This is a genomic window from Zunongwangia sp. SCSIO 43204 (genome assembly GCF_019904275.1).
Classification (GTDB): domain Bacteria; phylum Bacteroidota; class Bacteroidia; order Flavobacteriales; family Flavobacteriaceae; genus Zunongwangia; species Zunongwangia mangrovi.
Window position 1 is genome coordinate 3,355,616 of the sequence record NZ_CP063204.1, and the last position, 15,851, is coordinate 3,371,466.

At 35.6% G+C, this 15,851-nt stretch carries 11 protein-coding genes; 6 read left to right on the forward strand and 5 right to left on the reverse strand.

The features are described from left to right. The first annotated feature begins 9 nt into the window (after positions 1 to 9). Positions 10 to 2,406 (forward strand): GH92 family glycosyl hydrolase, encoded by a 2,397-nt coding sequence (locus INR75_RS14920; RefSeq protein ID WP_223089401.1) that lies wholly within the window; start codon positions 10 to 12, stop codon positions 2,404 to 2,406. 202 nt (positions 2,407 to 2,608) lie between these two features. Further along, the gene (locus INR75_RS14925) at positions 2,609 to 3,220 is read left to right on the forward strand and encodes a hypothetical protein (RefSeq protein ID WP_223089402.1); all 612 of its coding nucleotides are present in this window, start codon (positions 2,609 to 2,611) and stop codon (positions 3,218 to 3,220) included. A gap of 203 nt (positions 3,221 to 3,423) precedes the next feature. On the opposite strand, the gene INR75_RS14930 is transcribed toward INR75_RS14925, so the two are convergent. After that, positions 3,424 to 3,861: an energy transducer TonB gene (locus INR75_RS14930; RefSeq protein WP_084840663.1), complete on the reverse strand. Its 438-nt coding sequence runs from the start codon at positions 3,859 to 3,861 to the stop codon at positions 3,424 to 3,426. A 239-nt stretch (positions 3,862 to 4,100) separates the two neighbouring features. Between INR75_RS14930 and INR75_RS14935 the strand changes: the two genes are divergently transcribed. The 3 genes from INR75_RS14935 to INR75_RS14945 all read left to right on the forward strand — a co-directional run bounded on the left by INR75_RS14935 (position 4,101) and on the right by INR75_RS14945 (position 7,445). Then, the gene (locus INR75_RS14935) at positions 4,101 to 6,503 is read left to right on the forward strand and encodes a TonB-dependent receptor domain-containing protein (RefSeq protein WP_223089403.1); all 2,403 of its coding nucleotides are present in this window, start codon (positions 4,101 to 4,103) and stop codon (positions 6,501 to 6,503) included. Positions 6,504 to 6,627: 124 nt separating this feature from the next. Next, on the forward strand, positions 6,628 to 6,942 hold the full coding sequence (locus INR75_RS14940; RefSeq protein WP_223089404.1) for a hypothetical protein: 315 nt from the start codon (positions 6,628 to 6,630) through the stop codon (positions 6,940 to 6,942). After that, positions 6,939 to 7,445, forward strand: coding sequence for a DUF4349 domain-containing protein (locus INR75_RS14945; protein ID WP_223091952.1), 507 nt, complete (start codon positions 6,939 to 6,941; stop codon positions 7,443 to 7,445). The genes INR75_RS14940 and INR75_RS14945 overlap by 4 nt, the downstream gene beginning before the upstream one ends. 118 nt (positions 7,446 to 7,563) lie before the next feature. Here INR75_RS14945 and INR75_RS14950 read toward each other — a convergent pair whose 3' ends face one another. Beyond that, on the reverse strand, positions 7,564 to 10,485 hold the full coding sequence (locus INR75_RS14950; RefSeq protein ID WP_223089405.1) for an FAD-binding and (Fe-S)-binding domain-containing protein: 2,922 nt from the start codon (positions 10,483 to 10,485) through the stop codon (positions 7,564 to 7,566). Between the two features lie 137 nt (positions 10,486 to 10,622). On the opposite strand from INR75_RS14950, the gene INR75_RS14955 reads away from it, so the two are divergent. Then, positions 10,623 to 11,123, forward strand: coding sequence for a hypothetical protein (locus INR75_RS14955; RefSeq protein ID WP_223089406.1), 501 nt, complete (start codon positions 10,623 to 10,625; stop codon positions 11,121 to 11,123). Positions 11,124 to 11,159: 36 nt separating this feature from the next. Here the strand turns inward: INR75_RS14955 and bshA are convergent, their stop codons facing one another. Genes bshA through INR75_RS14970 form a run of 3 tightly spaced genes read right to left on the reverse strand, consistent with a single transcriptional unit; the run spans position 11,160 to position 15,793 of the window. After that, complete coding sequence (bshA, locus tag INR75_RS14960; protein ID WP_223089407.1) at positions 11,160 to 12,308, reverse strand: N-acetyl-alpha-D-glucosaminyl L-malate synthase BshA; 1,149 nt, start codon at positions 12,306 to 12,308, stop codon at positions 11,160 to 11,162. A gap of 60 nt (positions 12,309 to 12,368) precedes the next feature. Next, positions 12,369 to 15,305, reverse strand: a complete 2,937-nt coding sequence (locus INR75_RS14965; protein ID WP_223091953.1) for a glycoside hydrolase family 3 N-terminal domain-containing protein — start codon at positions 15,303 to 15,305, stop codon at positions 12,369 to 12,371. 2 nt (positions 15,306 to 15,307) lie between these two features. Beyond that, positions 15,308 to 15,793: an ABC transporter ATPase gene (locus tag INR75_RS14970; protein ID WP_223089408.1), complete on the reverse strand. Its 486-nt coding sequence runs from the start codon at positions 15,791 to 15,793 to the stop codon at positions 15,308 to 15,310. Positions 15,794 to 15,851 lie beyond the last annotated feature (58 nt).

Consider the following 15,851-nt stretch of genomic DNA (forward strand, 5'->3'; position numbering starts at 1 on the left):
ATTTTATTTATGACTATAAGTTCATTTAAGAATAAAACTCAGTTAAAAAAGGGAGTCCGACTTTTAGGCGCTGGTATTTTGCTTAGCTCTTTAAGTTTATATACTTCCTGTAAAGACGCTGAAGCCGAAGAAAACTCGGTTTCAGTATCTAAAATAAAAGATGCCAAGAATTTTGCGCAATATGTAGATCCTATGATTGGTACAGCTAAAATGGGACACACCTACCCCGGTGCAACAGTTCCTTTTGGAAGTGTACAATTAAGCCCAGACACAGATACTATTCCTTACGCCGTAGATGGTCATTACAATCCAGATGTATATAAATATTGTGCAGGTTATCAATATGAAGATAAAACCATCGTTGGTTTTAGCCATACTCATTTTAGTGGTACAGGACATTCAGATCTTGGTGACTTTTTAATTATGCCTACCATAGGAGATCTTAAATTAAATCCTGGTACAGCTACGAATCCAGAAAGTGGTTATCGTTCCAGATTCTCTCACGATAAAGAAAATGCTGAAGCCGGTTATTATAGCGTGATGTTAGATGATTATAATATCAAAGCTGAAATGACCGCTACTTCAAGAGTCGGGATGCATCAATATTCTTTTCCTGAAGGGGAAGATGCGCATGTTGTTTTCGATTTAATGCATGGTATTTATAACTACGATGATAAAAACGTATGGACATTTGTACGTGTAGAAAATGATACTTTAGTAACAGGATATCGCCAAACCAATGGTTGGGCAAGAACCCGCCGTGTATATTTTGCAATGTCTTTTAGTAAACCTATTAAAGACTACGGAAGAGCAAGATACGATCGTCAGCCTTATGGTGGTTTCTGGGGAAAATTCGATCAGTCTAAAAACTTCCCTGAAATAGCAGGAGAGAAAATTAGAATGTATTTCAATTTTGATCTAGAACCTCAGGAAAAATTAAAGGTGAAAATGGCCATTTCTCCGGTAAGTTCTGAAGGCGCTGTAACAAATATGAAGGAAGAAACTCCGCATTGGGATTTCGAACAGGTTAAAGCAGATGCCAAAGCAAACTGGAATAGAGAATTGAATAAAGTTCAGTTATCTTCTGAAGATGAAGATGAGTTAACTAACTTCTACACCGCTATGTATCATGCATTTTTAGGTCCTACAGAATATATGGATACCGATGGTAAATATATGGGCTTAGATATGAATGTGCATGAAGCTGATGGATTTACAAATTATACCAGTTTCTCACTTTGGGATACCTATAGAGCGCTACATCCATTATTCAACGTTTTACAACCAGAACGAAATGCAGATATGGCCGAGTCTATGATGGCGCATTACGATCAAAGTGTACATACAATGTTACCTGTTTGGTCGCATTATGCCAACGAAAACTGGTGTATGATTGGGTATCATAGTGCTTCGGTTTTAGCTGATGCTATAGTGAAAGGAAATGCAGATTTCGATCAGGAACATGCATTAGAAGCTATGGTAAATACGGCAAGAACCAGATATTACGATGGTTTAGGTTATTATATGGATATGGGCTATGTTCCAGAAGATAAAAATGGATCTTCAGTTTCTAAAACCTTAGAATATGCCTATGATGACTGGGCAATTGCTCAGGCCGCTAAAAAACTTGGTAAAACCGAGATCTACGAAGAGTTTATTAAAAGAGCCGACAGCTACAGAAATGTTTACGATGCAAAAACTGGTTTTATGCGCCCTAAATTAAGTGATGGTACTTTTAAAAAGGATTTTGATGAATTAAATACACATGGGCAAGGATTTATTGAAGGAAACAGCTGGAACTATAGTTTATATGTTCCTCACGCTCCTGCTGAAATGATCGAAATGATGGGCGGAAAAGATCAATTTTCGCAACATTTGGATTCACTTTTCACGATGGAACTTCCTGATAAATATTTCGAAAATACTGAAGATATTTCTCGTGAAGGGATTATTGGTAACTATGTACACGGTAACGAGCCTTCACATCACGTGGCTTATCTTTATAACTGGACCAATACTCCTTGGAAATCTCAGGATAAAATTAGAATGATCCTGGATATGAAATATCAAACAGGATCTGATGGACTTAGCGGTAACGACGATTTTGGCCAAATGAGTGCATGGTATATTTTTAGTAGCCTTGGCTTCTACCCTGTTGCGCCAGGATCTGTAGATTATGCTCTAGGAAGCCCTGCAGTTAAAGACGCTAGTATAAATCTTGAAAATGGTAATACCTTCAGAATCATTGCTAAAAACCAAAGTAAAGAGAATGTGTATGTAGAAAAAGTAGAATTGAATGGAGAGGAACTAACCAAACCTTTTATCTCCCATGATGCTGTAATGAACGGTGGCGAACTTAAATTCTACATGACCAATAAACCAAATACAGATTTGTTTATTAATTAGTTTGTATAGTTTATATTGTTTTGAGTGTTGAAAAGCGGGCAAATTGCCCGCTTTTCTTTTTCTATTAATCTTCATCAACATATATTCTAAGCATAAACAGGATTTTTCCCCTTATAGCTTAAATAATCAAGTTTATATACAAAAGCTAAATGCATTTAGTTTATATTTATGGAAATCATCAATCTCAATAACAAGACTTTATATGAAAAAAGCACTACTTCTTACCGTTCTAATCATCCTTTCAGTTTCCTGTAAATCTGATAAAACAAATGAATCAATAACTAATGGTATTGTCGAGAATGGCTATTACACGAATACAGATTATAAATTAAAACTTAAGCTTCCAGAAAAGCAAAGTGTTTTTTATCCAATCTCAGAAACTAAGGAAATTCCAAATGTCATTCAGCAAAAAATAAATGACAACCATTTACTTTTGGTAGGAATGGATGATAAAAATTATATATCGGTTTACTTAAATCCGCTTCAAGAACAGGAAAACATAAAGTTTCCTGCTGAAAAATATTACCCTATTTCTAAACTGGTATGTAAAAATCTTGAAAAAGATTATGCCAATGGGCGCGAAATAGCCTACCACCAAAATTGGAGCGACGTAACTATTAACGAAATTCCATATAAAATATATGACATCGAGTTAGTCACCTATCCTAAAGATGAATCTATAGTACATTCGTTAGTTTATGTACGCCAGGAAAATAAGGCCGAAGAACTTATATTTTCGATAAATCATACCGATAAATCAAAGCGAAAAGCGCTAGAAGATCAGCTGGTTGCTTCATTAGTTGGAAAAAGTTAAAACATTTGTATTCCAGTCGCTGCGAAAATAATTTGTACCCAAATCACCAAAAGTTAGCGTAAACGAAGAAGTATAAGTAAAGTGCCTCGGGGCAAGTCCATAAGGCATTCGTTAAAAATAATTTTTAATTTCGAGGCAAGACTCGGGGGATTATATCCTTCCTTTGGCGGTGCCTATAAAGCCGTAATTAGATAATTTTGGCTTTAAATTTTGAATTTAACGGGGACTGCATACATTACATTTACCGCTTTCCCATCTTTCATCGCAGGTTTTAGCCTTCTTATTTTCTTTACGGCAAGTTTGATATTTTTTGCAATCTTTTTGTTTTCAAAATCAACGAATATCTGGTCTACTTTTCCTTTTTTATTTATTCTAAATTTAGCGATAGCGGTATACAATCCCGGCTCCAGGTTTTGGCTATTTATAATAGCAGTATCCACTCGCGCCATGATTGTATTACGAACGCTTTTGCTGAAACATTTAGCAAGATCTTTATTACTGGCATTAGGATCACAATTTTTGGCTACAGGAATTCTATCTACAACTTTTAGATCTAATCCATCTATTGAAGGATCTGATTGTGCATTGGCAAAAGTGCATATCAAAATAAATAGTAACGTAGAAAATAATTTTTTAAGCATAAACTCAATTTTAAAAATGGTAATGTAAAAAAATGAATATGAAAGCACCTATTATTTGTCCTTTTTTTACACGAAAGCGTTTATTTATTGTACTTTGTGAAAAATCAAATCGAGAACCTTGGTTAAAGCCTTCGAGATATTAATATTAAAGTATTTTTTAATTTCGAGCTAAGCCTTTTTTTTTAAATCCTTAATAAGGAATAAGAAAACAACATTTCTCAAAATTCTCTATTTCATCAATGAGACTATTTTTAGTTATATTATTCGCGTTTTTGTTCACCACTTCTTCTGCACAAAAAATTACTGGCAAAATCATCGAAAATCAGCAACAATCTCCGCTAGCTTTTGCTGAGGTTGTTGTAAAACCCATTACTTCAGGAGAACTTACCGGAACAGTTACCGATGAAAATGGAAATTTCAGCATAAATATCTCTCCAGGGGAATATATACTCGAAATCTCTTATGTAGGTAACAAACTTTACACGAAAAAAATTAGTGTTAAAACCTCTAATCTCGACCTAGGAACGATTAGTGTCAAGAATTCTCAGCAATTAGATGAGGTGATCTTAACGGCTAGAAAAAAACTGATAGAAAGAAAGATCGACCGACTCGTTTTTAACGTTGCTAATTCTAGCAAAGCTTCACAAGGTGATGTTATTGAAGTTCTAAAAATCACTCCGAGCATTCGGGTTGAAAATGATGAAATTACGATGATTGGTAAAGGTAGTATGCGAGTGATGATTAATGAGCAAATGCTGCAACTTACCGGAATGGATCTTATAAATTACCTGCAAAGCATAGATTCTGAAAGCATAAAAAGTGTTGAGGTAATTAGCAATCCCCCGGCTAGATATGAAGCTGAAGGAAATAGCGGACTCATAAATATTGTGCTTAAAAAGTCTAAAAACGATTCCTGGAATGCGCAACTTAAAGGAACTTTTATTCAGCGGACAAAACCGAATTATAGAACTTCAGCAAACTTTAATTATAATAAAGACAAACTTACATTTTCTGGGCGACTTGGATTTATAAAACATCAGATTCTGCTTCAGGAAGATCTAAATACAAGGTATCGCGAAGAAACTTCAGCAATAAAAACTCCAGTAGATATCGATTTGGAAGGCCAGGTAGCTTCCGCAGAAATTAGCTACGAGATTAATCAAAATTGGCAAATAGGCGGCCAATATTTTTTTAACACAACAAAAGCAGATATTCTAACCAGGCCAGAGACGCGAATATCCAGAGAGAATGACGAAGATGTGACTATAATAACTAACGGCCAGGAACCACAACATCCCAGGCTGCACAAAGTCAATCTAAACAGCCAGATAAATCTGGATACTCTGGGTAAAAAAGTGATCATTAATCTCGATTATTTAAATAATCACAACGAGGACACAAAATTTTATAATGGCGAGAAAATAGAGGGATTAGATGAAGAAAATGAGCGACGATATTTCTTTTCTTACAACAATAACGTAAACGATTTTGACATCTATTCGGCTAAAATCGATGTCGAAAATCCACTAAAATGGATTAATCTTGATTTTGGTGCAAAGTATAATTTTTCAGACATTTCAAGTGATATTAGTTCTTTTAGCCCGGGATTTATATTAAGGCCAATAGAAGATCCTACAACTTTAATGGATACTTATCCTTTGCCATTTCAGTATAAAGAAAATATTGCCGCAGCTTATATTTCTGGAACCCGAAATTTTGGAGAACGCTGGTCGGCACAACTAGGTTTTCGCTTAGAACGTACAGAAATTGATGCACATTCTATTCTACCAAATGTTAACCGATACGATCTTTACACCAACCTTTTCCCTAGCCTTTACATCAATTACAACCTAGATAATCAAACTAATTTTTCTGCTAGTTATAGTCGTAGAATTCAGCGGCCAGATTTTTATGAGCTTAATCCCTATGAATATTATAGGAGTCCGAATTTATTTTACTCCGGAAATCCAAATTTAGAGCCTGCATTTATTGATAATGTTGAATTGAATATTATCCATAAAAACCTGGTAACCCGTCTATATTTTACCAAAGAAGTTGATGCTTATGCTGAAATTCCCGTTCCCGATAGGGATGAAAATTTTAGTGTATTTAGCTATGAAAATTATATTGATAGACAAGCTTTTGGAATCTCAGAAAGTTATACCTGGAATACTTTAAACTGGTGGAGCAGCGTTAACAATCTTGATATTAGTTATTCTAATGCTTCATTTAATTTAACTGCTCCAGAGCCAGATCGTAATGGTTTTAACAGCCGAATAAGCACAAATAACGATTTTAATCTAAATGCTGAAAAGACGATTATCGCCGGACTAAATTATTGGTATCAATTTGCAGGTTTTGACGGTATTTTTGAAACCGAAGCACAAAGTGCCACTGGGGTTTCTCTTCAGTTTTTACTTCTAGACAAAAACCTAAATATTAGTCTACGAGGAGAAGATCTTTTTAGAAATGCGATAGACCGAAGAAGTGCGGTAATCAACGGAGTGACGCAGGAAATTAGAAACTTTTACGACACCCGCCAATTCTGGCTAAGTGTTAGTTACAAATTCGGAAATAACAACTTAAAAGTAAGGTCTCAACGATCTGGAAATTCAGATATTGAAAGACGTGCCGGGGGTTAATATTCGATAAAATAGTAATACTTTTTTTCGGTTTACAGAAAAATTTATGCATCATTAAATATCATAACTATAAAATGTAACGTTTATAGATGTTGTACAATACTGAAAATCTGAATTTTATAATATGAAAAAGCTTAGTGTTATTATCCTGATACTACTATTTGCCGTTTCCTGTTATGATGGCAGCAAGGACAATGTTTCTTTATCTGAGGAAATGGAAAGCAATGAAACCGCTGGCAATTTTGATCTTAACAAACCCGAAAACCCTACAGATCGCCGAATAATTTGGAATGCAAATCTCGAATTTCAGGTTAAAAATGTCGATGAATCTACAAAAGACATTTCAAATTTATGTGCTAAATATGAGGCCTTTATTTCTCGTATGAACCTTAGCAGCACCAACTACCAAATTTCTAATAATATTACAATTAGGGTATAAATAATGAGAATTTCAATAAGCTCATTAACGATCTAAAAGGGACTTCTACCTTTATTAGAAGAGTAGAAATAAATTCGAACGATGTTACAGAAGAATTTATAGATATAGAATCACGCCTAAAAACCAAAAAAGAAGTTAGAGAACGTTATATCGATATTCTTAGAAATCGATCTGGCGAAATAAAAGATGTGATCGCTGCGGAAGATGCCATTAGGAAAATTACCGAAGAAATTGAAGCCAAAGAAGGTAGATTACGTTATTTACAGGATAAAGTAAGCCAAAGCACCATTAATCTTGAAATTAACCAAAAAGTAGATTTCGAAAAAGAACCGGAAACTTTTGAAAAGGGATTTTTCACAAAAGCCAAAGAATCCTTAGAAACAGACTGGAATATCATTACCGAAATATTCCTTTTATTACTTAGCATTTGGCCAATATTATTGATTTTAGCAGCCTTTTTATTATGGCGTAGAAAATGGAAGCAGAGGAAAAGCAACCAATAAAACTATCTGATATCATCAGAGTGTTTTTAAAGACTTTAGTAATCCCAAACAATCTTGACATAAAAAAACCTGGCAAATAAATTTACTAGGTTTTTTTATGTTCAAATTATAAATTATTTCAAGCCTTTAGCGCATTTAGTAAAATACTAACAGGATGTTGTGCCTGGCGTTTTGTACCGTCATAGATTTGGTGTCTACAACTGGTACCGTTCGCTGAAATTATGGTTTCTTCAGGAGCTTTTCTAACCGCTGGGAATAAGGTCTGCTCTCCTACCGCCATACTTACTTCATAATGCTCTTTTTCGTAACCAAAACTACCTGCCATTCCGCAGCAACCCGATGGAATGATCGTTACTTTATAATTTTCCGGTAAGTTTAAAATATCAAAAGTTACCGCTGTATTCGATAATGCCTTTTGATGGCAATGCCCGTGGATCTTTATATTTTTTTCTTCAGAAGTAAACTGCTCTTTCTTGATATTTCCTAGAGCGATTTCTTTTTTTAGAAATTCTTCAATAATAAAGCTGTTTTTGGATAAATCTGAAGCCTTTTTTCTGTCATCAGCTAAACGTAAATATTCATCTCTAAAAGTAAGCACTGCCGAAGGTTCTAAACCAATTAGTGGAGTATCTTCAGAAACCAATCCGCTAAATATTGCCACATTTTTATTGGCCATTTCTTTAGCTTCTTCTAAAAATCCTTTAGAAATATGCGCTCTACCGCTTTCTTCGTGATCTACAAAGATCACTTTATAATTAAGCTTACTTAATAATTCTAGAGCATCGATACCAATTTCAGCATCTAGATAATTGGTAAATTCATCATTAAAAAAGTAAACCGATTTTATCGAATCTTGAGGTTCTAAGCGTGTTTTATTTTTTTCGTAATAAGCCTTTAAAGTGGTTTTGGATAATTTTGGGAGACTTCTTTGTGGGGCAACACCCATCACTTTTTTTGCCATTCCTGAGGTGAAGCTATTGGTGAACATAAAATTGGCTAAACCAGGAATTTTAGAAGCTATTTTATTCATTTTACCGTTATTCGCAAAAGCTTTGCTTCTATTCGAAAAGCTATGTTCTTTCTGATATTGATATTGGAACTCTGCTTTTAAAGCAGCAACATCTACACTACTCGGGCATTCACTTTTACAGCCTTTACAGCTTAAACAAAGATCGTAAGCCTCTTTAATCTCTTTATGGCTAAACTTATTTTCTTTGTCTGAATTGGTTAAAAATTCTCGTAAAGTATTCGCTCTTGCTCTTGTGGTGTCTTTTTCGTTTTTAGTAGCACGATAACTGGGGCACATGGTACCTCCACTTTCAGGAGATTTTCTACAATCTCCGCTCCCATTACACTGCTCGGCTAAACGTAATATTCCCTGATTTTCGTCAAAATTCATCAGGGTTTTTATTTCTGGTTCAACTCGGTCTGGTTGATATCGCAACGAGGTATCCATTGCCGGAGCATCAATAATTTTCCCCGGATTAAAAATATTACTAGGATCAAATGCTGCTTTAACCTGTTTTAAAAGCGCATAATTTTTAGATCCTACCATCATTTCTACAAATTCGGCTCTAACACGGCCATCGCCATGTTCACCACTCATAGAACCGTTGTATTTTTTTACCAATTTCGCCACATCTGTAGTGATCTTTCTAAAAAGCACAACATCTTCGCTTTTCTTAAGATCTAAAATTGGTCGTAAATGAAGTTCACCAGCACCAGCATGCGCATAGTACACCGCATTTTGCTTGTACGATTTCATGATCTGGCTAAACTCATTAATATAATCTGCAAGCACTGGTAAAGCCACTGCTGTATCTTCTATACAGGCCACCGCTTTTTTATCACCAACGATATTTGCTAATAAACCTAATCCCGCTTTTCTTAATTCTGAAGCCATATTTATCTGCTCGCCGTGAAGAATAGGGTTAGCGTAACTTATGCCATTATATTCAAGCGTATGCAGTAATGCCTGAGTTTTCTCCTGAAGTTCATCTGCCGTATTTGCCCTTACCTCTAACATCAAAATAGCCTCAGGATCTTCTTGAATAAAGAATCTGTTTTCGCGATATTTTATGTTCTGCTTGGTACAATCTAAAATGGTCTTATCCATCATCTCGCAGGTAAATAATGAATGTTCCATTGTAGATGCCACATCCTGCAAACAATCTTCGATACTGCGATAATGTGAAGCGATCATGGCTGCTTCAGGTGGTTGAAGATCATCTAATTGTAAAGTAAGCTCGGTTGTAAAAGCCAAAGTTCCTTCACTTCCGGCCAAAAGATGACAAATATTGATCAACTCTTCTGAATCTTCAGAAAAAACATCAGAATAAATTAATTCATCTATCGCATAACCTGTATTACGGCGGTGCAACTCTCGTGGAGGAAATTCTTTGATGATCTCCTTTTTATTTTCTTCTGAAGAAAGGATCTCAAAAATACTTCTATAAATATCTCCCTCTAAATTCTCTAATTTCAGCTTTTCCTGAAATTCTTCTTTTGTGATCGCTTTAAATTCGGCTTCACTTCCGTCGCTAAGAATCGTCTTTAAGGAAACTGTTTTTTCGCGCGTTGTCCCATATTTTATAGACGTGGTTCCGCTACTGTTATTACCAACCATTCCGCCAACCATACAACGATTGGAGGTAGAGGTATTAGGCCCAAAGAAAAGTCCGTATTCCTTCAGCATTCGGTTTAGATCGTCACGAATCACCCCGGGTTGCAAGGTCACCGTTTTATTTTGAGTATCTACACTTAATATCTTTGTGAAATGTTTAGACACATCTACAACAATACCGGTACCAACACACTGTCCAGCCAAAGAAGTTCCGGCTGTTCTTGGTATTAACGAAGTATTATTCTTTTTCGCAAAAAGAATAAGTTCTTTAATGTCTTTTGTATTCTTAGGATAACAAACCGCTAAGGGTAATTCTCTATAAACCGATGCGTCTGTCGCATAGATCGAACGCCATAATTTATCATCGTAAAACTGGCCGTCTATTCGCGCTGCTAATTGCTGAAGATTCTTTTCCATACAGCTTTTAAAAGTAAGCAAAATAGCTTAAACAGCTTAACAGATTTTTAAAGATAATTAACAATAGATTGGCTGGTGGAAGCGTTTTAAAATCACCTCAAAAACTAAATTTGCCATTAAATCAATAAAATCGAAACATGAAAAAGTTTTTAGTAATTGCAATGGTAGCGCTAGGTTCTACCTTTTTTTCGAATGTAAATGCACAGGAAATTGCTGATAATGCTTTGGGACTACGAATTGGAGGAAGTAATGGTTTTGGTCCAGAAATTTCTTATCAAAGAGCGGTTGGAAGTAACAACAACAGATTAGAATTTGATCTTGGATGGAGAAACCACAAACACTACGATATCGTAAAACTTGTAGGTTTATACCAATGGGTTTGGAATATTGAAGGTGGTTTTAATTGGTATGCCGGTGCCGGTGCTGGTTTAGCAAACCTAGATGATAATAGAATTGACGAACGCTATAATGATGGTGCTTATATTCTTTTAGCTGGAGATGTTGGGATTGAATATAATTTTGATATTCCTCTAGTTCTTTCTTTAGATCTACGACCAGAAATCGGATTTAACGATTACGATAATACTATTGACGATCTATCTCCAGACTTCGCAATTGGATTGAGATATCAATTCTAAGTAACCTGAAAAAACGATAAAAAAAAAAGTGGAAAATTAATTTTCCACTTTTTTTATGCTTTTTGCTAAAAGTTCGGCATATAAATCTTCATACATGGGGACGATCTGGTTAATGTCGAATTTCTCTGCCACTTTACGCGCATTCTGTTTAAAAGTCTGCAATGTATGATTGTCACTTAAGATCGAAATTGCTCGTTTTGCCATTTCTTTTACATCGCCTACATTGCATAAATATCCAGAAATACCTTGTTCGTTAACTTCTGGAAGTCCGCCTGTATTTGTAGAGATCACTGGCACTCCATTTATCATTGCTTCCAGAGCTGCAAGACCAAAACTTTCACGTTTAGAGGTTAATAAAAATAAGTCTGAAAAACATAGAATCTTATCGATCTCATGGCTTTGCCCTAAGAACATCACTTTATCCTGAATACCTAATTCATCGACAAGATCTTCCGCTCTTTCTTTTTCAGGTCCTTCCCCTACCATCATTAAGCGGCATTTTATATTCTTCTGAATTTCATAGAAGACTTTCACCGTATCCTGAATTCTCTTTACTTTTCTGAAGTTACTAATGTGCGTGATGATCTTCTCGTCACCTTCTGCCATCATTTCTCTTTGGCAATCGGTAAATGCTTTTTGGCGATATTTAGAAACATCTATAAAATTAGGAATCACCTTAATATTTTTTTTAATCTCAAATAGATCTAAGGTGTCCTGTTTTAAACTTTCAGAAACAGAAGTTACCATATCACTGGCATTGATACTAAAAGTAACCGCAGGTTTATAAAAAGGATGGTTTCCTACCAAAGTGATGTCTGTTCCATGCAAAGTAGTAACCATTGGGATATTAATACCCTGCTCTTCTAACATCTTTTTAGCCATATAACCTGCATACGCGTGTGGTATAGCATAATGTACATGGAGCACCTCTATATCATGCAATTTTACCATGTTCACTAATTTGCTACTTAAAGCAAGTTCGTATGGCTGATAATGAAATAGTGGATAATCTGGTACGTGAACTTCGTGAAATTTCACATTACTGGAAAGTTGATCGAGTCGTACCGGCTGTTTATATGTTATAAAGTGAATTTCGTGACCTCTTCTGGAAAGTGCCAACCCAAGTTCTGTAGCTACTACTCCACTTCCACCAAAAGTGGGATAACAAACAATTGCTATTCTCATTAATGCGTTTTTAAAACCGGCGATAACCGATTCAATTTAATCATTTTTAAGCAGTTTTCCTTAATAATCGATAGCATCATATATTACCTGCTGAATTTTAGTTCGAATATCTTCATGTATCAGCTTTCTATTTGTAGAATCTGGATACACTCTATTCGATAAAAATATATAAACCAATTCTTCTTCAGGATCTGCCCAGGCAAAGGTTCCGGTAAAACCACTATGTCCAAAACTGCTTCTAGAAGCACATGAACATGCCGGGCCGCTGCCTCTTATCTGGGGTTTGTCGAAACCTACTCCACGCCTTACATTATCTTCACAATAATAGCAGGTATTAAACTTATCTATCGTAGCAGGTTTTAAGAACTTTTCGTTTCCATAGCTACCGCCCTGTAAATAAGTCTGCATAATTTTGGCCACATCGTTGGCGTTACTAAACAATCCTGCATGACCACCAATACCACCCTGCATGGCTGCTCCCTGGTCGTGAACATAACCATGCACTAATTGCCCTCGCCATAATTTATCATTTTCCGTAGGGATTATTTCATCTGCAGGAAACCTGGTAAGTGGCAAATAGCCTGTATAATTTGCACCTAAAGATCTATAAAATCGATCCTGGGTAAGACTATTTAAATTAGTTTTATAGTAGCCTTCTAGATAATATTTAAGAATATAAAAAGGCAGGTCACTGTATTTATATTCTTTTCTGCGGTTAAGATCACTTTTAGCAATAATATCTACAATGGTATCTTGCATATCTTCCCTAATAAACATTTTCTCAGCTACCTGAGTATTAAAACGTTCATCTGCAGATTCGTGATAATATAAAGTTGAAGGTCTTTTGGTGACGGCGTCTATCGTTGGTACGTAAAACGGAATCCAGGCTTTTAAACGTGCATAATGCATTAGCATGTCCTGAAGCCTAATATTTTCTTTATTAGTTCCTTTAAAAACAGGCATCATTTCACCCAATTTCGTATCAAAATCTATGATCCCGTCTTCTACCTGCTGCATAACCAACGGGAGCGTCGCGAGTATTTTGGTTAAAGAAGCCAAATCGTAAACTGAAGTATCACTCACCGGCTTTAAATGCTGGTAAGTATGAAATCCAAAATTCTTACTGTAAATCACTTTACCTTTTCTCGCCACTAAAACCTGCGCTCCGGGAGTCATTTTTTTGGCTATAGAATAGTTAACGATAGAATCTATTTTCTTCAATTTAAAAGAATTCATCCCTACCGTTTCTGGTGCACCATAACTTAAACGATCTATAGCTTTGGTTTCATAACCTGTACCCTCAGGAAATTCTATTCCCGTACTTACTGGTAATTTCCCCTTTGCTTCTATAGCACCAAAGATCACCTGAGCGGCTTTTTGCTGCGCTACTTCACTATTCTGGTAAGCCATTAAAATACTTTGGATATTCGTTGTACTACGAATATCTAAAAGTGAGTACGGACTTGTAAAGACCGATAAAAGGGTGTTATTTTCTCTGGAAATCTCATGCAACCATAATAGGTCTTTACGACTAAATCGATATGATTTCCATGGGTTGTCGTTACTTTTATGAAAACCAACAATCACATAATTATATTCCTTCAGTTTATATAAAAGATCGGGTAATTTTTCTGCGGAAATATGATCTACTTGCGCATATTTCTTTAATTGCTGAAGAAAAGCCGTCCCTTCATCATCGCCTAATTCAACATAAGCGATCTGTTGCTTTTCGAGATTTTTGATGGGTACCATTCCTTTATTATTTCTAATTAAGGTCATGGCATTTTCCATCAATCGCTCGTATAAAGCATCGTCACGAACACTATTTAATTCTTCAAATAGAAATTGTTCTTCTACCGGTTTATAATGATGCAAACCTGCCTTGTATTTTGCTTTTAGGATCTTTTTTACTGAATGTGCCAAACGATCTTCAGTTATTTCACCTGAAAGATAAGCGGACTTCAGTTTGTCTATCGACTTTGGAACATCTTCAGAAATTAAAAGGATATCATTTCCTGCTCTAAAGGCCGCCAGATCGATTTCACCGGGTTCATCATAATTAGATGCGCCGCGCATATTTAAAGCATCGGTAAAAATTAATCCTTTAAATTGTAGATTTTCGCGTAACATTTCTGTTACCACTTTTTTAGAAAGTGATGTTGGTCTGCCTTCCTGAGTTCCTAAAGCAGGAACATTTAAATGTGCAACCATCACACTGCTAAGACTATCTTTAATCAGCTCTCGGTAAGGATATAATTCTACTCCTTCTATTCGTTCTTTTGGAAAATTTACTGATGGTAAAGTTTTATGTGAATCCTGATCTGTATCGCCATGTCCCGGGAAATGTTTAGCGCTTGAAAGGATTCCCTCGCGATGCATCCCATGCATAAAAGCAAGTGCTTTTTCGGTTACATTTATTTTATTTTCGCCAAACGAACGATTCCCGATAATTGGGTTAAGCGGATTGGTATTTATATCTACTACCGGAGCGAAATTAATATGAATCCCCAATCGCTTGGTATGTCTGGAAATTGCTGCACCGGCTTCTTCAATTAATTTATTATTCTGAATCGCACCCAATGTCATATTCCACGGAAGCGCAAAAGTAGAATCCAGGCGCATTGCCAAACCCCATTCGGCATCCATTCCTACCAAAAGTGGCGTATTGCTTAGCTCCTGAAATTCGTTAGTGATTCTGGCTTCTCTTCCGGGGCCACCTTTCGAAAAGATCACACCACCAATGTGTTCTTTCTCAATAAGATCTTTTATTTTTTGAATCCCTGCTTCACTCCCATTTGAGAAAACATCGACCATAAAGAGCTGGCCTAATTTTTCTTCTAAAGTAAAATTAGAATATAAACTATCGACCCATTTCTTTTGAGCAATGCTATCGTTGCTAAGCAAAGGATCTGGAGTGATCGCTTGCTGCGCAGATAAATTAGAAATGAATAATAAAAAAAATGCTAGTGAAAATAACCTAAAACTGGCGCTACACATCATTAGCTCATAAATCTCTTGTGCCAGCTTTCTGCTGCAGGAACTTCCCAGTCTGAAAGATACTCGGCTTTATTATTCACAAGATTATTGAAAACAATGGTTTTGAGAGAAACCGACTTATTTTTGGCTAATTTTCTGAAATCTGTTAAAGGTTTATAAGCCACAAATTCACCTTGTTTAAAAGAGACATTCATCTTATCTAAAAGATCAACATTATATTCTTTTTCAAGCGTTTGAATAAAATGAACTGAAGCATCAATTGAACATCCGGAAGCAGCATTAACTTCCTGGTTAAGACCTATAGTGATAAACCTTTTATATTTTATCTCGTAACCCGCCTGAAGATTGGCACCATGCACCGTCCATTGGGTTAAAAACTCGTCTAATTTTTTTTTGATCTCAACTAATTCTTCTTCTGTAAAAGATCGATTAGACTGATAGATCCACACACGTGAACTATCTGGTAAGGATTCGAAAGGTACTAACATATTGTGGTGGTAATTTTATTATTTAAAGCTTATTTACATAAAATATAGTCGCAAAAAA